This is a genomic window from Streptomyces sp. NBC_01351 (genome assembly GCF_036237315.1).
In the GTDB taxonomy this organism is placed as follows: Bacteria; Actinomycetota; Actinomycetes; order Streptomycetales; family Streptomycetaceae; genus Streptomyces.
The window spans coordinates 5,270,665-5,287,217 of record NZ_CP108356.1 but is presented as its reverse complement, the minus strand read 5'-3'; the positions used below and the strand labels follow the sequence as shown (position 1 = coordinate 5,287,217).

General features: G+C 72.7%; 12 protein-coding genes, 1 other RNA gene and 1 pseudogene. 4 read left to right on the top strand and 10 right to left on the bottom strand.

What is annotated here, in order from left to right; all coding sequences use genetic code 11:
- Positions 1 to 317: 317 nt before the first annotated feature.
- Positions 318 to 1,721, bottom strand: a complete 1,404-nt coding sequence (locus OG625_RS24315; RefSeq protein WP_329384951.1) for an NAD-dependent malic enzyme — start codon at positions 1,719 to 1,721, stop codon at positions 318 to 320.
- Between the two features lie 477 nt (positions 1,722 to 2,198).
- The gene (locus tag OG625_RS24310; RefSeq protein WP_329384949.1) at positions 2,199 to 4,505 is read right to left on the bottom strand and encodes a HelD family protein; all 2,307 of its coding nucleotides are present in this window, start codon (positions 4,503 to 4,505) and stop codon (positions 2,199 to 2,201) included.
- Between the two features lie 341 nt (positions 4,506 to 4,846).
- Here OG625_RS24310 and OG625_RS24305 point away from each other — a divergent pair.
- A pseudogene (locus OG625_RS24305) lies at positions 4,847 to 5,137 on the top strand (class IV adenylate cyclase); the annotation flags it as partial.
- Between the two features lie 730 nt (positions 5,138 to 5,867).
- On the opposite strand, the gene OG625_RS24300 reads toward OG625_RS24305, so the two are convergent.
- The 5 genes from OG625_RS24300 to OG625_RS24280 form a co-directional block, all read right to left on the bottom strand.
- A complete protein-coding gene (locus OG625_RS24300; protein ID WP_329384947.1) occupies positions 5,868 to 6,416 on the bottom strand; it encodes a CGNR zinc finger domain-containing protein in 549 nt (182 codons plus the stop codon).
- A 276-nt stretch (positions 6,417 to 6,692) separates the two neighbouring features.
- Positions 6,693 to 7,244, bottom strand: coding sequence for a GNAT family N-acetyltransferase (locus tag OG625_RS24295; protein ID WP_329384945.1), 552 nt, complete (start codon positions 7,242 to 7,244; stop codon positions 6,693 to 6,695).
- A 23-nt stretch (positions 7,245 to 7,267) separates the two neighbouring features.
- Entirely contained in the window at positions 7,268 to 8,437 is a 1,170-nt protein-coding gene (locus OG625_RS24290; RefSeq protein ID WP_329384942.1) for a uroporphyrinogen-III synthase, read from the bottom strand.
- 100 nt (positions 8,438 to 8,537) lie between these two features.
- Positions 8,538 to 9,908, bottom strand: a complete 1,371-nt coding sequence (locus OG625_RS24285; RefSeq protein ID WP_329384940.1) for a nitrate/nitrite transporter — start codon at positions 9,906 to 9,908, stop codon at positions 8,538 to 8,540.
- Between the two features lie 97 nt (positions 9,909 to 10,005).
- Positions 10,006 to 10,968: a LysR family transcriptional regulator gene (locus tag OG625_RS24280; protein WP_329384938.1), complete on the bottom strand. Its 963-nt coding sequence runs from the start codon at positions 10,966 to 10,968 to the stop codon at positions 10,006 to 10,008.
- A gap of 87 nt (positions 10,969 to 11,055) precedes the next feature.
- Here OG625_RS24280 and OG625_RS24275 point away from each other — a divergent pair, with 87 nt between their 5' ends.
- The 3 genes from OG625_RS24275 (at position 11,056) to OG625_RS24265 (ending at position 14,301) form a co-directional block, all read left to right on the top strand.
- On the top strand, positions 11,056 to 12,357 hold the full coding sequence (locus OG625_RS24275; protein ID WP_443067764.1) for an MFS transporter: 1,302 nt from the start codon (positions 11,056 to 11,058) through the stop codon (positions 12,355 to 12,357).
- 93 nt (positions 12,358 to 12,450) lie between these two features.
- The gene (locus OG625_RS24270; RefSeq protein ID WP_329384936.1) at positions 12,451 to 13,917 is read left to right on the top strand and encodes an SH3 domain-containing protein; all 1,467 of its coding nucleotides are present in this window, start codon (positions 12,451 to 12,453) and stop codon (positions 13,915 to 13,917) included.
- Positions 13,918 to 14,037: 120 nt separating this feature from the next.
- Positions 14,038 to 14,301 (top strand): type II toxin-antitoxin system Phd/YefM family antitoxin, encoded by a 264-nt coding sequence (locus OG625_RS24265; RefSeq protein ID WP_329384934.1) that lies wholly within the window; start codon positions 14,038 to 14,040, stop codon positions 14,299 to 14,301.
- A gap of 56 nt (positions 14,302 to 14,357) precedes the next feature.
- Here the strand turns inward: OG625_RS24265 and ssrA are convergent.
- From ssrA to OG625_RS24250, 3 genes are all read right to left on the bottom strand, one after another.
- Positions 14,358 to 14,746: a transfer-messenger RNA gene (gene ssrA / locus OG625_RS24260) on the bottom strand.
- Between the two features lie 84 nt (positions 14,747 to 14,830).
- Complete coding sequence (smpB, locus tag OG625_RS24255; protein ID WP_031146214.1) at positions 14,831 to 15,316, bottom strand: SsrA-binding protein SmpB; 486 nt, start codon at positions 15,314 to 15,316, stop codon at positions 14,831 to 14,833.
- 18 nt (positions 15,317 to 15,334) lie between these two features.
- Entirely contained in the window at positions 15,335 to 16,510 is a 1,176-nt protein-coding gene (locus OG625_RS24250; protein WP_329384931.1) for a S41 family peptidase, read from the bottom strand.
- Positions 16,511 to 16,553 lie beyond the last annotated feature (43 nt).

Sequence of the window (16,553 nt, the reverse complement as noted above, 5' to 3'; positions counted from 1 at the left end):
CCGATGCTGCCAGGGCCCTCGGACAGTCCCCGGACCCGGGTCTGAACGTCAGACCCTCTCGCCCGGTTACGCATCCTGCCCCCACCAGCGGCGGGAAAGCCAATCCGGCACCCGCCGGGGTCACACGAAAAGCGCCACAGTCACGCCGCGGTGACGCTCCGTCCACACCCTTGCGCACACACGGACGCGGACAGCGAACCCCGCGGGCATCCCCGCAACCCTAGAGGCGGCCCACCGGGCCCGCATCTCGCGACGCGCCGGGAACGGCGGGCCGTGAGGGCCGTCACAGACGGCCCCCGGCCGCCTTCGCGGCCCGCTCAGGCGTTGGTGGCGGCCTTGCGGACGGCGCCCGCGACCGCGCCCGCGACCTTGTCGTTGAAGACCGACGGGATGATGTAGTTCGCGTTCAGCTCGTCCTCGCCGACGACGTCCGCCAGGGCGGTCGCGGCGGCCAGCATCATGTCGGTGTTCACGGTCCGGGACTGGGCGTCCAGGAGGCCGCGGAAGACACCCGGGAAGACCAGCACGTTGTTGATCTGGTTCGGGAAGTCGGAGCGGCCGGTGGCGACGACGGCGGCGGTCTGGCGCGCGACGGCCGGGTCCACCTCGGGGTCCGGGTTCGCGAGCGCGAACACGATGGCACCTTCGGCCATGGCGGCCACGTCCTCGCCGGAGAGCACGTTCGGGGCCGAGACGCCGATGAACACGTCGGCGCCGACCACGGCCTCCTTCAGAGTGCCGGTGTAGCCCTCGGGGTTGGTGTTGTCGGCGATCCAGCGCAGCGGGGAGTCGGGGGCCGCGTCGACGAGGTCGGGGCGGTCCGCGTGCACGACACCGTGGATGTCGGCGCTGACGGCGTTCTTGACGCCCGCCGCGAGGAGCAGCTTGAGGATGGCCGTACCGGCCGCGCCGGCGCCGGACATGACGACCTTGACGTCGCCAACTGCCTTGCCCACCACGCGAAGTGCGTTCGTCAGGGCGGCGAGGACCACGATCGCGGTGCCGTGCTGGTCGTCGTGGAAGACGGGAATGTCGAGGGCCTCGCGCAGCCGGGCCTCGATCTCGAAGCAGCGCGGCGCGGAGATGTCCTCCAGGTTGATGCCGGCGAAGCCCGGGGCGATGGCCTTGACGATGGCGACGATCTCGTCGGCGTCCTGGGTGTCGAGGCAGATCGGCCAGGCGTCGATGCCGGCGAAGCGCTTGAAGAGGGCCGCCTTGCCCTCCATGACAGGCAGCGCGGCCATCGGGCCGATGTTGCCCAGGCCCAGCACGGCGGAGCCGTCCGTCACGACTGCGACGGAGTTGCGCTTGATGGTGAGGCGGCGCGCGTCCTCGGGGTTCTCGGCGATGGCCATGCACACGCGGGCCACGCCCGGGGTGTAGATCATCGAGAGGTCGTCACGGTTGCGGATGGGGTGCTTGGACGACATCTCGATCTTGCCGCCGAGGTGCATCAGGAAGGTTCGGTCGGAGACCTTGCCGAGGCTGACGCCCTCGATCCCGCGCAGCTTCTCGACGATCTCGTCGGCGTGCGCGGTGGAGGTGGCGGCGATGGTGACGTCGATCCGGAGCTTCTCGTGACCGGAGGCGGTCACGTCGAGGCCGGTGACCGAACCACCGGAGGACTCCACGGCGGTGGTGAGCTGGGAGACCGCGGTTCCGCTCGCGGGCACTTCCAGGCGGACCGTCATCGAATACGAGACGCTGGGCGCCGTTGCCATGGCCGTGTTCCTCTTCTGTCCCTGGTTTTTTCTTGTACACACAGGGTCCCGCGCTGCGCCGGCCAACCACTGACAGGTGCGGCAGGACCTGTTGTCCGATCGTCCCACCTACCAGCCGGTACAAGGTAACCAGCTACAAAATTCGGAAGAACACTTCCACCATACGAGATACCAAGGTGGTTCGGAATGGTGGGTCCATACAAAACAGGTCCGCGCCCTCCACTGGTGGAGGGCGCGGACCTGGTCACTTCTACGTTTATGACACCGACCCGCCATGCTCGCCTCGCGGCAAGTGGTCGCTCTAGGCGACGAAGGTTGGGCCCGGGGGCTTGGATCGAGTCGGTGCCGTACCCAGGCTAACAAAGGATCGCCCGATGTCATCCCCGTGCCGGAAGTCGGTGCAAAACCACCACGCGCTTGGCCGCGGACCATACGGCCCTACGAAGCCTCCCGGCCCGGCCGGGAGGCTTCGCGGAGCTACGGCAGCAGCAGCTCCGGCACTCCGTCGGCGTCCGGCTTGTCCCGGTCGGCCGAGACGACGGTCAGCTGCTGCGTCGCGCGCGTCAGCGCCACGTACAGCACCCGCAGGCCCGCCGCGGACTCCTCGGCGATCTCCGCCGGGGAGACCACCACCGTGGCGTCGTACTCCAGGCCCTTGGCCTCCAGGCTGCCCAGCGCCACCGCCCGGCCGCCGAGGTCCGCGAGCCACCCCGCGGCCTCCGCGCGCCGGTCCATGGCCACGACCACGCCGACCGTGCCGTCCACCTGCTCCAGCAGCCGCCGGGTCTCCTCCCGCACCGCGGCGCCCAGATCTCCACCGGCGGCCGTGAAACGGGGCTCCAGGCCCGTGGAGCGCACCGCGGTCGGCGGCTCCATGCCGGGCATCGCCAGCCGCAGGACGCGCGAGGCGACCTCGGCGACCTCCGCCGGGTTGCGGTAGTTCACCGTCAGCGTGAACCGCCGGCGCGGCCGGCTGCCCAGGGCCTCGTCGCGGGCCGCCGCGGCCTCCTCCGGGTCGGTCCAGGAGGACTGCGCCGGGTCGCCGACCACCGTCCAGGTACCCATCCGGCCCCGCCGGCCCACCATCCGCCACTGCATCGGCGTCAGGTCCTGGGCCTCGTCCACGATGACGTGCGCGTACTCGGTGCGCTCCGCCGCGAGCCGCTCGGCCCGCTCCCACTGGGTCTCCTCGCGGACCGGCATCAGCTCCTCCAGCCCGCTGAGCTGGTCGAGGGGGTTCATCTCCCGCCTGCGCTTGGGGCGGGCCGGAGCGCCCAGCAGCTGCTGGAGCTCGTCGAGCAGCGCGATGTCGTGCACCGACAGCGGGCCCTTGCCGTCCGGGCCGACCCGGCGCAGCGAGCGGGCCAGCTGGCGGGCCTCCCGGTTGTTCAGGTCCCGGCGCGACCAGCGGCCGAGCCGCCGCTCGTCGGCCATCGAGGCGAGCACCCCGCGCGGGGTGAGCTCGGGCCACCAGGCGTTCAGGAACTCGATGAACGCGTCCTCCGTCGAGATGTCCTCGTCGAAGGCGGACCGCAGCTCGGCCGCGAGCTCCGGGTCGCTGTGCCGGCCGGCGCCGCCGGACTTCGCGTAGAGGGCGTCGAGGAGCAGCTTGCGGGCGCGCGGGCGCAGCAGGTTCACGGGCGCGGTGCCGCCGAGCACGTTGTGCCGGATCCGGTTCAGCTCGTCGGCCTCCAGCTCCTGGCGGCGCCCGAAGGCCACCACGCGCAGCCGGTCGGGGGCGCTGCCGAGCTCCAGTGCTCCGCGTACGGCCTTGCGGAGCACCTTGAGCATCCGCGAGGAGCCCTTGATCCGGGCCACGGACGGATCGTCGTACGTGGTCGCCTCGGCGCCGTCGACCAGCGAGCCGAGGGCCCGGATGGCGACCTGGCCCTCCTCGCCGAGCGAGGGCAGGACGCCCTCGGTGTAGGCGACGAGCAGCGGGGTCGGCGAGACGATCAGGATGCCGCCGGAGTAGCGCCGCCGGTCCTGGTAGAGCAGGTACGCGGCGCGGTGCAGGGCGACCGCGGTCTTCCCCGTGCCCGGCCCGCCCGCGACCTCGGCGACCGAGGCGGCGGGGGCGCGGATCACCAGGTCCTGCTCGGCCTGGATGGAGGAGACGATGTCCCGCATGGAGTGCGTACGGGCCCGGCCGAGCGCGGCCATCAGCGCGCCGTCGCCGATCGCGGGCAGCTCCCGGCCGTCGAGGGAGGCGGTGATCTCGGGGCGCATCAGGTCGTCCTCGACACCCAGCACCTTGCGCCCCTTGGAGCGGATCACGCGCCGCCGGACGACCCGCCCCGGATCCTTCGGGGTGGAGCGGTAGAACGGCGCGGCGGCCGGCGCGCGCCAGTCGATGACGAGCGGCGAGTAGTCGGAGTCCAGGACTCCGATTCGGCCGATGTGCAGGGTTTCGGCGATCTCGGCGGTCAGGTCCGCGCGGATCGCGTCGTCCGCGGGCTCGACGGAGGTGTACGCGCCGTCCGGGCCCTTCTCCCCGTCCTTCCCGAGCACGAGGTCGACGCGGCCGAACAGGAAGTCCTCGAACTCGTTGTTCAGACGGTTCAGGTGGATACCGGCCCGGAAGACCTGCGCGTCGCGCTCGGCCAGGGCTCCGGGCGTACCCACCTGGCCGCGCTTCGCGGCGTCGTTCATGAGGAACTCGGCCTCGTGGATCTTCTCCTCAAGGCGTCGATACACCCGGTCGAGATGCGTCTGCTCGACCGCGATCTCCCGATCGCGGACGGAATCCGCCGTGCTGTCGACAGCGGCATTCTGCGCGGCCACCAAGGCCCCCTTCTGACGTGCATGGGCGACCGTCAACCGTACGCGACCGGGACCCCTGTCCGCACCCTGCTTCCGGGAGGTGGTTGCGGGGGGCCGGGGGCCGCTGCATGGCCCCACGGCTGCGGGCGGGCTTCTGCCCCCTCGGGGCGCCGGGCGTGGTCGGTGTTTACCCACCCGCCCCCGGCCTGCGGGCCGGGACTTCGGGTGGCGGGGTCCGAGCCGATCGGAATCAGAGAGGCCTGGGGGTCTCCCGTCAGTCCCATCGTCCTTCCGTGTCGGGCCGGTCCCTCAAGGGCGCTCCCTTCGGTCGCGTCGCTTCGCGACGGCCTTCGGCCGCCCTTGAGGCGATGCACGCGACCCTGTACGGCCTCGGCTATGTACCGGCCATCGCATTCGAGAAGCGGTGCAGGAACTACTCCTTCGAGGCACGAGGCAGGCAGATGCTCGCCACCTTGGTCCGAGTTCCCGAGCTGGACGGGACGTTCCTTGAGGTGGAGACCCTCGTCGAGGAGAAGGACCTGACCAAGGCGCTGGATGACGTGCGCGGGGTTCTTGCCGAGCTCGGCATCGGCACGCAGGACCTGACGCGCGAGCAGTACACCGACGCGGTGAAGGCCCGTCGCCGAGGCTGAGCCGCAGGCCGCTGCGACCTGACGGCTGAGACGGGCAAGTGAAGAGACGAGCCGCAGACGCCGAGATGTGAGGAGCGCGTAGCGATCGGCTGCGCTCGTCGGACTCTGATGTGCTGCTGGTCTCGCTCTGGTGCGGATATCAGCCCGAGACGGCTGTCGGACGCCGTTGGCGAGGAGCGCGTAGCGATCTGGTGCGTGGGGCCCGTCTGACTGCCCGCCAGCGTCACCTGTTCGCTGTTTGACGGTGGTTGGGCTGCCCCAGACCCGGAATCGGGCCTGGAAGGGACCTCGCCGGGGCCTGCCGACCGGAAACCCGACCGTGCATCACCGACGTGCCCGTCCATTTCCTTCTTACCGGCCCGTTCCTTTGGGGGTTTCCCGGCAGTCCTTGTCTTTCCGGGGCGGGTCGGTCTGTCAAGGGCGGCCGAAGGCCGTCGCGAAGCGACGCGAACGCAGTGAGCGCCCTTGACAGGCCGGCCCGACACGGAAGGACCATGGGACTGACGGGAGACCCCCAGGCTGCTCTGATTCCGATCGGCTCGAGCCCCGCCCGCCGAAGTCCGGGCCCGCAGGCCGGGGGCGGGTGGGCAAACACCGCCCCGGAGCGGGGCCGGCTCGAGCCCCGCCCGCCGAAGTCCGGGCCCGCAGGCCGGGGGCGGGTGGGCAAACACCGCCCCGGAGCGGGGCCCGAGGGGGCAGAAGCCCGCCCGCACCGTGAGGAAGCGCCCCCCTACGTCCCCACCCCCGTGCGGGCCCGCCGTCGGTGCCGGGCCACCCGCTCGCGGTTCCCGCACAGCTCGCTGGAGCACCAGCGGCGGCGGTGCCCGCGGGAGGTGTCCAGGTAGATGCGGGCGCAGCCGTCGCCCTCGCAGGCCCGCAGCAGGGCGAGGTCCCCGGGGTCGGTCAGCAGCTCCACGGCATCGCGGGCGACCGCCGCGAGCAGCGCGCCGCATTCCACGCCGCCGCACAACTCCCGTACGAGGTGTCCCTCTTGGTCGCGTACGGCACACAGGCCCGGGGGTGGTCCGGCGGCCAGTGCGTTGACCCGGGCCAGGGCCTGTTCCTCGGGCTCGGTTCCGTGCAGCTCGGCCCGTACGAGGGCCTCCACGTCCCGGCGCAGGTCCTGGAAGGCCGCCACCCAGTCGGGCCCGACCCGCGCGAGCGGGGTCCGGCCGGGGACCAGCCCGGCGCCGGCGAGCCACGTCCGCAGCTCGTCGCCGTCCCGGATGCGCTCAGTGGCCACCAGGTCCAGGCAGACCCGCCCTGAGTCGAACCGCATGCCCGTCACCGCCTCGCGTCGTGGGGCGCCCCACCAGATTGCCGCCCCGCGCGCCCATCCGGAAGCCCCCGAACCGGTCCGTCCCCCGTGCGTTGGGTTGCCGCTGCGCGGGGGCTGTCCCCTGCCCGCCCTCCCACCGTTCCTCCCCCAGCTACCGCTGGGAGGTGCCCCCAGGGGCTCCGCCCCAGACCCCGTACGTGCGCTGCGCGCCCGTGCCCTCAAACGCCGGGCAGGGTGGAGCGCCCCGGCAACGGCGCCGCACCCGCCCCGGGGGGGCTACCCGGCCGGGGGGTCGTCGTGCAGCAGCCGCTGGAAGAGGCGGTGGTCGCGCCAGGCGCCGTTGATGTGCAGGTACCGCGGCGCGAGCCCGTACTGCTCGAAGCCCGCCTTCCGCAGGACCGCCTGCGAGGCCACGTTGTCGGTCAGCGTCCCGGCCGCCACCCGGTGCAGCCCCACCTCCTCGCGGGCGACCCGCAGGACCTCCTCCAGTGCGGCCGAGGCCAGCCCCTTCCGGTGCCAGGCCGTGTCGACCCAGTAGCCCACGCCACCGCTGCACAGCGGGCCGAGCTCGATGGAGCCCAGGTTGATCGCCCCGACCACCGCACCGCCGGCACCCGCCTCGACGAGCACCCACGGGAGCAGCCGCCCCCCGTCCCGGTCGTCGAGCATGCTCTCGATGCGGGCCAGCTGCCCCGCCTCCGTGAAGTAGGCCTCCGGTCGCACCGGCTCGTAGGCCGCCATGTACGCCCGGTTGCGCGCGAACGCCTCGGCCAGCGCGGCGGCGTCGCCGAGCTCGAGGCCCCTCATCTCCACCCCGTCAATGATCATTCGGGCACGTTAACCCAGAGCGCCTAACCGGCGGGAGTCTCCCCGTACTTGACCTCTCCGCCCGCGTCCAGCGACAGCCGGTACCCCCGCTTGACCACCGTCTGGATCAGCTTCGGCGCCCCCAGCGCCACCCTCAGCCGGGCCATCGCCGTTTCCACGGCGTGCTCGTCGCGGCCCGCCCCCGGCAGGGCCCGCAGCAGGTCAGCCCGCGACACCACCCATCCGGGGCGCCGCGCCAGCGTCCGCAGCAGGGCCATCCCGGCGGGCGGTACGGGCCGCAGTTCCGCATCGAGCAGGACCGCGTGCCCGCGGAGTTCCACCCGGTGCCCGGCCACCGGCAGGACCCGCGCCCGGCCCGGGAGTTCCTGGCAGAGCAGCTGCACCAGCGGGCCGAGCCGGAACCGCTCCGGCTGCACGGTGTCCACCCCGTGCGCCTGGAGCGGCAGCGCGGTCACGGGCCCCACGCACGCGGACAGCACGGGCACGGACGGCCCCCCGCCCACGCCCCGCAGTGCCTCCAGCAGGGGTTCCCGAACGCCCCGCTCCTCCGCCCGGGACAGCAGCGAGGCCGCTGCCGGTGCCGAGGTGAAGCTGACCGCGTCGACCCCGCCGCCGATCACCGCGTCGAGGAGCCGGTCCAGCGGGGCCAGGTCCTCCGGGGCCATCCACCGGTACACCGGGACGACCACCACCTCGGCCCCGCCGGCCCGCAGCGCCTCGACGAAGCCGGGCAGCGGCTCCCCGTGCAGCTGGAGCGCGATCCGCCGCCCGGCGACCCCGCCGGCCAGCAGCCGTTCCAGTACCTCCGCGAGGGATTCCGAGTCCGGGGACCAGGTCTCCACGAGCCCGGCGGCCCGGATGGCGCCCTTGACCTTCGGTCCGCGCGCCAGCAGTTCGGTGGCCCGCAGCCGCGCCAGCAGCTCCTCGCCGATCCCCCACCCGTCGGCGGCCTCGATCCAGCCCCGGAAGCCGATGGCGGTGGTGGCCACGACCACGTCCGGGGCGCAGCCGATCAGTTCCTTGGTCGCGGCCAGCAGTTCGCTGTCGTCGGCGAGCGGCACGATCCGCAGCGCCGGCGCGTGCACGACGGCGGCGCCGCGCCGCCGGAGCAGGGCGATGAGTTCGTCCGCCCGCCGGGCCGCGGTGACGCCGACGGTGAAGCCCGCGAGCGGGCCGGTCTTGGTCTCGTACATCGTGACCTGCCTAGTGACGCATGGGGGGCGGGGGCGTTACGGGTGGACCGAGCCTGCCAAGGTGCCGTGTCAGGCTCGGTTCCCCCGTATTTCGCCCCGGTTACACCGACGTGAGCTGCGGTTTCACCTCGGCCCCGGCCGTCGGCAGCACCGCGGCCGCCGGCCGGCGAAGGTATACCGCCCAGGTCACCGCGCAGCACACGGCGTAGAAGCCGAGGAAGGTGACGAAGGCCGCCGTGCCCGACCCGGAGCTCAGGAACGCCTCCCGGAAGACCAGGTTGATGCCGAGCCCGCCCAGCGCGCCGACGGCCCCGATCAGCCCCATGGAGGCCCCGGAGAGCCGTCGCCCGTAGGCGGCCGCGGCCTCGCCGCTCATGCCGCGGGCGAGCGCCTTGGCCTGGAAGATGCCGGGGATCATCTTGTACGTCGATCCGTTGCCGAGCCCGCTGAGGACGAAGAGCGCCACGAAGCCGACGAGGAACACCGGCAGCGACTGCCGCTGCGAGGCGAACACCACCACGCCGGTCGCGGCGGCCATGGCCACGAAGGTCCCCAGCGTGATCCGCGCCCCGCCGAACCGGTCCGCGAGCGCCCCGCCCACCGGCCGGATCAGCGAGCCGAGCAGCGGCCCGATGAAGGTCAGCGAGGCGGCCTGGAGGGGGGTGCGGCCGAACTGGGTCTGGAGCACCAGCCCGAAGGCGAAGCTGTATCCGATGAAGGACCCGAAGGTGCCGATGTAGAGGAAGGACATGATCCAGGTGTGCGCGTCCTTGACGGCCTCGCGGACCGCGCCCGTGTCGTTGCGCACGGGCGCCAGGTTGTCCATCCGTACGGCCGCCAGCACGGCCGCGATCACGATCAGCGGGATGTAGGCGGCGAGCAGGAGCCGCGGCTCGGTGGCCCCGGCGGTGGCGATGACCAGCAGTCCCGCCAGCTGCACCACGGGTACGCCGATGTTGCCGCCGCCGGCGTTCAGGCCGAGCGCCCAGCCCTTCTTGCGCAGCGGGAAGAAGGCGTTGATGTTCGTCATGGAGGAGGCGAAGTTGCCTCCGCCGACCCCGGTGAGGGCCGCGACGAGCAGGAAGGTCCCGTACGAGGTCCCGGGCTCCATCACGACCAGCGCGGCAACCGTCGGCGCGAGCAGGAGCAGCGCGCTGACGATGGTCCAGTTCCGGCCGCCGAAGCGGGCCACGGCGAAGGTGTACGGCACCCGGACGACCGCCCCGACGAAGGTGGCGGTGGCGATCAGGAAGAACTTGCCGGCCGGGTCGATCCCGTACGCGGGGCTCATGAAGAGGACCATCACGGACCAGAGCGACCAGATGGAGAAGCCGATGTGCTCGGAGAGCACGGAGTAGACCAGGTTGCGGCGGGCGATCTTCTCGCCGCCCTCCTTCCAGAAGGTCTCGTCCTCGGGATCCCACTGCTCGATCCAGCGGCCCCCCTTGCGCGGTGCGGTCGTACCGGTCATCACACGCCTCCACAGCTGTCGCGTCCGTGGTGACGACCGTAGGAAGGGCGCGTTTCGGCCCCGGTCCCCGCCGGATGACCGTCGCGAAACCTTGCTCTCACCCGCCGCCGCGGCGGGGTGTGAGCCCCTTCGGCAGCCTGCTGCCGGGAGGCTGATCCAGCCACCCCCGCTCGGCCGCCAGGTCGGCGGCCGCGGTGCGCAGGGCGTCCAGGCCGGGGTGGGAGAAGCCCTTGCGCCACACCATGGACAGCGGCGACAGCGGCACCGGGTCGGTCAGCGGCCGCTTCACGGAGGCCGGCATGTCGAGGAAGTCCACGGTCACCAGCACCGGGTTGCGGGTCTTGGTCATGACCCGGCGGAACTCCTCCTTGCCGATGGCCACCGGCGCGGGCGGCGCCACCTCGATGCCCCGCCCGGCGAACAGCTCGCGCGCCAGCCCCGTCCACTCGGCGGTGCGCGGGTTCCCGTCGCCCGCGTACACGGTCTCCCCGGCCAGTGCGTCGAGCGGTACGGATTCCAGCGGGGCCAGCGCGTGCCCCTCGGGCAGCAGCACGGCGAGCGGCTCGTACCGCACGGGCATCACGGCGAGCCCCGCCCGCAGCGCCGGGTCCAGCCCGTCGGCGTACCCGAAGGAGACGTCGAGGCGCCCGGCGGCGATCTCGGCGGCGGCGTGCGTGAGGCCGCTCTCGAAGCGGGCCATCAGCTCGCTGTCGGGGGCGAGTTCGCGGGCCCGTTCCAGCACGGTCCTGGGGGTGCAGGGCCCGTCGGTGTTGAGGTCGACGAGGAGGGCGCGGGGGGCGGTGAAGGCGGCGGCGAGCGCCTCGTGCGCGGCCAGCACGCGCCGGGCCGGCGGGAGCAGCCGCTCCCCGTCGGGGGTCAGCTCGACGGCGCGGGTGGTGCGGACGAGCAGGGTCGTGCCCAGGGTCCGTTCCAGCCGGCGGACGTCCCGGCTGAGCGCCTGCTGGGCGACGTAGAGGCGGGCGGCGGCGCGGGTGAAGTGCAGTTCCTCGGCGACGGCGACGAAGCCGCGCAGCAGGCGGGGTTCCACATCACGGGGCATCACCCCCGGAGACTAACAACATGATGATGTGAATGGGCTCCGAACAGGTGTTGGACCGGGGCTGCGGCCCGGCCCGAGGCTTTCCCCATGCCCGCCACCACCACCGCTGCCACCCCTGCCACCGCCCCGGCCACCGCCCGCTCCCCCCGCATGACCGTCACCGGCACCACCCTCGTCATCGCCACCCCGCCGCGCCCCCGCCCCCGGACCCGGCCGCGCGGGCCGTACGGCCGCCTCTTCGCGCTCCCCGGCACCCGCGCCTTCACCGCCGGGAACCTGATCGCCCGGCTCCCCATGGGCATGTTCGGGATCAGCGCGGTCATGATGATCGCCGGCCAGCGCGGTTCGTACGCCCTCGCCGGCGCGGTCACCGCGACCGGTCTGGCCGCCACCGCGCTGGTCGCGCCCTGGACCGCCCGGCTCGTCGACCGGCACGGCCAGGCCCGGATCGCCCTCCCGGCAACGCTGATCGCGGTCCTCGGCTCGCTCTCCCTGGTCGTGTGCGTCCGTACCGAGGCCCCCGCGTGGACCCTCTTCGCCTCCTACGCCGCGACCGCCACCACCCCGAACATCGGCGGCCTGTCCCGCGCCCGCTGGACGCACCTGCTGCGCGGATCCCCGGCCGCCCACCACACGGCGATGTCCTTCGAACAGGCCGCCGACGAGCTCTCCTTCATGTTCGGCCCGGTCCTGGCGGCCCTGCTCTGCACCGCCGTCTTCCCCGAGGCGGGCACCCTCACCGGGGCGGCCCTGCTCCTCACCGGCATGCTGGTCTTCGTCAGTCGGCGCGCCACGGAGCCCCCGGTGACGGCGGCGCCCCGGCGCGGCTCCCCGTTGCGCGCCCTGGCCCCGCTGCTGCTCCTCTTCCTGGCCCTCGGCGCGGTCTTCGGCTCGATGGAGGTGGCCTCCATCGCCCACCTCGAACAGCAGGGTCTGGGCGCGGCCTCCGGCCTGGTGCTGGCCCTCCAGGCGGCGGGATCCTGCGCGGCCGGACTGCTCTACGGCACCCTGCGCCCCCGCTCGCTGCGGGCCTGCGTGATCGTCCTGGCCCTGCTGATGACCCTGCCGTGGGCGGCGGCGAACACGGGCTCCCTGGCCGCCCTTTGCGCCGCCCTGCTCCTCGCCGGGATGGCCACGGCCCCGACGATGGTCACCGCGATGTCCCTGGTCCACGCGCGCACCCCCGAGGGCCGGCTCAACGAGGGCATGACCCTCGCGGTCACCGCCATCCTCGCGGGCATCGCGGCGGGTTCGGCCTGCGCGGGCCTCACGGTCGACCACGCCGGCCCGGTGGCGGCGTACTTGCTGCCGGCGGCGGCCGCGCTGCCGGCCCTCGTACTCGTCCTCGTACCGGCCGCAACCGGGCGGATTCATCCGGCGGCCGAGTGACCGTGCCCGCGTGGTACTCACGACCACAGCTCATGATCCGCAATAACTGGGGGTGCATTCCCCAGCGCCCTTCCCTTTGCGGAGGAACACCCCTTGCTGTCTGCTTCCCGCTCCGTGTCCTCGGCCCTGATCGTCGCGGCCGTCACCGCGACCGCTCTGGTGCCGGCCGTTCCGGCCCTGGCCGACTCGTCGAACATCCGGTTCTCGCAGCCGTACCTCCCCTCGATCGCCCCCGGCAAGACGGGCCGGGTCGTCATCGCGGCCCTCGGCGGATCGCAGCCGACCCTCAGCAGCACCTTCCGGATCACCGCTCCGGAACGGACGACCTTCCCCGAGGCCCGCTTCTACTGGGACGGCAAGCGCGCGGCCACGCCCTGCACGCGCTCGGCCGACGCCCGTCAGCTGACCTGCAACGCGGGTACCCGCGCCGGCTTCCGCTTCGCGGCGAAGACCCAGACCCAACTCGGCGTGTCCGTGAAGGTCGACGCGAACGCCCCGCAGGGCACCACCCTGATCGGCGGCGAGTGGGCGACCGGCACCGAGGCGCCCGCCCTGTTCGCCGTCGCCACCCCGGTGACCGGCCCGAAGGGCGACAAGGGAGACCCGGGCGACGACGGACACCACGGCCACGACGGAAAGCCCGGCCACCACGGCAAGCCCGGAAGGCCGGGCAAGCCGGGCCCCAAGGGCGACAAGGGCGACCAGGGCCCCGCCGGCCCGCAGGGACCCCAGGGCCCCGGTGGTCCTCAGGGCCCGCAGGGCAACCCGGGCCCGGCCGGACCCGAAGGACCCCAGGGCGACACCGGCCCGCGGGGCGACACCGGCCCGCTCGGAGGCCCCCCGGGACCCGAGGGCCCGCAAGGCCCCCAGGGCCCGCAGGGCAACCCGGGTCCCGCCGGACCCGAAGGACCCCAGGGCGACACCGGCCCGCGGGGCGACACCGGCCCCCTCGGAGGCCCCCCGGGACCCGAGGGCCCGAAGGGCGACACGGGCCCGGCCGGCCCGGCCGGAGGCCCCGCAGGACCCCAGGGCCCGGAGGGTCCCCAGGGACCTGCCGGCCCGAAGGGCGACAAGGGTGACCAGGGCGACAAGGGCAAGAAGGGCCGCCCCGGAAAGCCCGGGCCGCAGGGCCCGAAGGGTGACAAGGGCGACCAGGGCGACAAGGGCAAGAAGGGCCGCCCCGGAAAGCCCGGCCCGCAGGGCCCCCAGGGGCCACAGGGCCCCAAGGGCCCGAAGGGCGACACCGGTAAGCCCGGCAAGCCCGGCCACTGCAAGAAGTGCGGCGGCCACCACCACGACAAGCCCAAGCCCCCGAAGCCCACGCACAAGTCGAAGGCCCGCATCGTCAAGCCGGGCGGCAGCCTGGGCGTGCGTTCGGGCCCCGGCACCCAGTACGGGAAGGTCGGCAAGGTCGGCCACGGCTCGGTCGTCCAGCTGCAGTGCAAGGTCAACGGCCAGAACGTCGACGGCAATGCGATCTGGTACAAGCTCGCCGACGGCCGCGGCTGGATCGCCGCCCGCTACGCGCTGAACCTCAACAAGGTGCCGTACTGCGCCTGACGGCACCCCACCCCGCATGACGAATGCCCCGCAGCCGGATTCCGGCTGCGGGGCATTCGCGGCGTTTCCCGTACCTGTCCCTCACCATGGGCTCGTACAACTCGGAGAGGAGCGGTCCCCATGTCCATGAGCGCCGACGAAGCCAGGGCAGCCCTGCTCCCGCCGATCGAGCGGGTCAACGCCGACCACACCCCGGTGCGCATCACGTCCAAGAACGGCGACGCCGTCCTCATGTCCGCCGACGACTACGACTCCGGGCAGGAGACCGTCTACCTGCTGCGCTCCCCGGCCAACGCCCAGCGCCTGATGGCGGCCGTCGCACGCGACCGCGAGGGCGCGGCCACGGCCGCCCCGAAGATCCTCAAGGCCCGCTACCGCCAGTGACATGACGAAGGCCCCGCCACCGAATACCGGTAGCGGGGCCTTTGCCCACATGGGATGAGTGGAGATGGCGGGAATCGAACCCGCGTCCAACGGTGCAGAAGCAGGGCTTCTCCGAGCGCATTCCGCTGCGCTTTTCTCAGCCCCGGAGATCACACGGACAAGTCTCCGACGGGCTCAGTCACTGTTTGATTTCCTTCCAACCCCCGTGACCGGGGCTAGAAGTTTAGATCCCTAATTGACGCCAGGATCCGGACCGGGACCACTTCCGGGCTGACGCTCCTCACAGAGGCTTCAGCTCACTGTTATTAGGCAGCGAGGGTGAAGCGGGAGTTATCGCTCTTGGAGTTGGCGATTATTGTTTGCGACAGGTGGTTAACGAGATCATTGCCGCTTCCTCGGCTCGCTTCCCCTGCATCGACATCCGCTGTCGAAACCGATCATCCCCATGTTTTTTTAACAAGCTGCTCCCACCGCGAGCGGCGGGTGCTGACGCCATGGTACGCGAAGTGGACCACGAGATGCCAGGCGATTACAGCTGACCGCGCTCCTTGCGCTTCACGGCCGAGATCACCCGGTTCGTCTCGCGCGTGTCCTGCTTCTCACGCAGGGACTGGCGCTTGTCGTACTCCTTCTTGCCCTTCGCCAGCGCGATCTCGACCTTCGCCCGGCCGTCCTTGAAGTACAGCGAGAGCGGCACGATCGTGTTGCCCGTCTCGCCGGTCTTCGAGTCCAGCTTGTCGATCTCCTCGCGGTGCAGGAGGAGCTTGCGCTTGCGGCGGGCGCTGTGGTTGGTCCAGGTGCCCTGGCTGTACTCCGGCACGTGCACGTTGTAGAGCCAGGCCTCGCCGCTCTCCACCGACACGAAGCCGTCCACCAGCGAGGCCCGGCCCTGGCGCAGGGACTTGACCTCGGTACCCGTGAGCACGAGACCGCACTCGTAGGTGTCGATGATCGTGTAGTCGTGCCGCGCCTTCTTGTTCTGGGCGATCAGCTTGCGCCCTTTTTCCTTAGCCATAGTGCGGTCATTTTCGCACTACGGACCCACCCCTCGGCCACCCAATACCGCGGCGGCCCGCTCCTCGACCCGCTCGCCCGCCGCCAGGTCCGGGGTGATCCCGCTGCCGTCGAGGCTGCGGCCCCCCGGAGTGCGGTAGGTGCCGACCGTCAGTTCGGCCACCGAGCCGTCGGGGAGTTCCGTCGGCATCTGGACCGATCCCTTGCCGAAGGTGCGGCTGCCGACCGCCACGGCCCGGCCGCGGTCCTGGAGGGCGCCCGTGACCAGTTCGGCCGCGCTCATCGTGCCGCCGTCCACCAGGGCCACCAGCGGCCGGGTCGTGTCACCGCCGGGGGTCGCGTAGAGGGCGCGCTGCTCCCCTCGTACGTCGTACGTGGCCACGAGCCCGCCGTCCAGGAAGGCGGAGGCGGCCGCCACCGCCTCGGTGACCAGCCCGCCCGGGTTGCCGCGCAGGTCGAGCATGACCCCGCCGCCGGGCGGGGCGGCGCGGACGGCCGCCTTGACCTGATCCCCCGAGCCGCGGGTGAAGGAGGCCACCTTGATGATCGTGATGCCGCTCGGGAGCTGCCGTACGGTCACCGGCTCGGTGCGCAGCTGCTCGCGGCGGACGGTCTCGGTGAGGTCGGAGCCGTCCCGGCTCAGGTTCAGTACGACGGGGGTGCCGGCCTCGCCGCGCAGCAGGGCGATCACGTCGGTGACGGCCAGGCCGGTGACGGCGTGCCCGTCGACGCTCAGCAGCCGGTCCCCGGCGCGCAGGCCGGCCCGGGCGGCGGGGCTGTCGGGCTGAACCTTGTCGACCTGGATCCGGCCGTCGCGGGCCCGCTGCGCCCACAGCCCGACGCCGGTCCAGCGGCCGTCGAGGCCCTCGGCGAAGGCGGCGTACTCGCCCTGGTCGTAGACGGTGCCCCAGCGGTCGCCGCTGCGGCTGACCACCTCCTGGGCGGCGTTCTTGCCGGACTTGCCCTCGGCGACGGCCTCGGCGACGGCCCGGGCCACGGCCTCGCGGTCGGCGGTCCCGGTGGCGCGGGGCGGTTCGGGGGCTCCTGCCACCAGCGCGGCGGCGGCGGGGCCCTCCTCGCGGTCCCAGCAGCCGGTGCCCGCGGCGGTCGCGACGGACGCGAGGAAGGCCAACGTCAAGACGGCCCCGCGACGGAGGTCGCGGGGCCGGAGACAGAAGGCGGGCAGACCCGGCATGGCGCCGAGTCTAGGACAAGCCCCGCTGCGGTACGGATGGTTG

Coding starts and splice junctions, on each gene's coding strand:
- OG625_RS24285 (WP_329384940.1), bottom strand. CDS start 9,908: ATGACCGGTACGACCGCACCGCGCAAGGGGGGCCGCTGGATCGAGCAG.
- OG625_RS24250 (WP_329384931.1), bottom strand. CDS start 16,510: ATGCCGGGTCTGCCCGCCTTCTGTCTCCGGCCCCGCGACCTCCGTCGC.
- OG625_RS24265 (WP_329384934.1), top strand. CDS start 14,038: ATGTCCATGAGCGCCGACGAAGCCAGGGCAGCCCTGCTCCCGCCGATC.
- OG625_RS24315 (WP_329384951.1), bottom strand. CDS start 1,721: ATGGCAACGGCGCCCAGCGTCTCGTATTCGATGACGGTCCGCCTGGAA.
- OG625_RS24275 (WP_443067764.1), top strand. CDS start 11,056: ATGCCCGCCACCACCACCGCTGCCACCCCTGCCACCGCCCCGGCCACC.
- OG625_RS24280 (WP_329384938.1), bottom strand. CDS start 10,968: ATGCCCCGTGATGTGGAACCCCGCCTGCTGCGCGGCTTCGTCGCCGTC.
- OG625_RS24295 (WP_329384945.1), bottom strand. CDS start 7,244: ATGATCATTGACGGGGTGGAGATGAGGGGCCTCGAGCTCGGCGACGCC.
- OG625_RS24300 (WP_329384947.1), bottom strand. CDS start 6,416: ATGCGGTTCGACTCAGGGCGGGTCTGCCTGGACCTGGTGGCCACTGAG.
- smpB (WP_031146214.1), bottom strand. CDS start 15,316: ATGGCTAAGGAAAAAGGGCGCAAGCTGATCGCCCAGAACAAGAAGGCG.
- OG625_RS24290 (WP_329384942.1), bottom strand. CDS start 8,437: ATGTACGAGACCAAGACCGGCCCGCTCGCGGGCTTCACCGTCGGCGTC.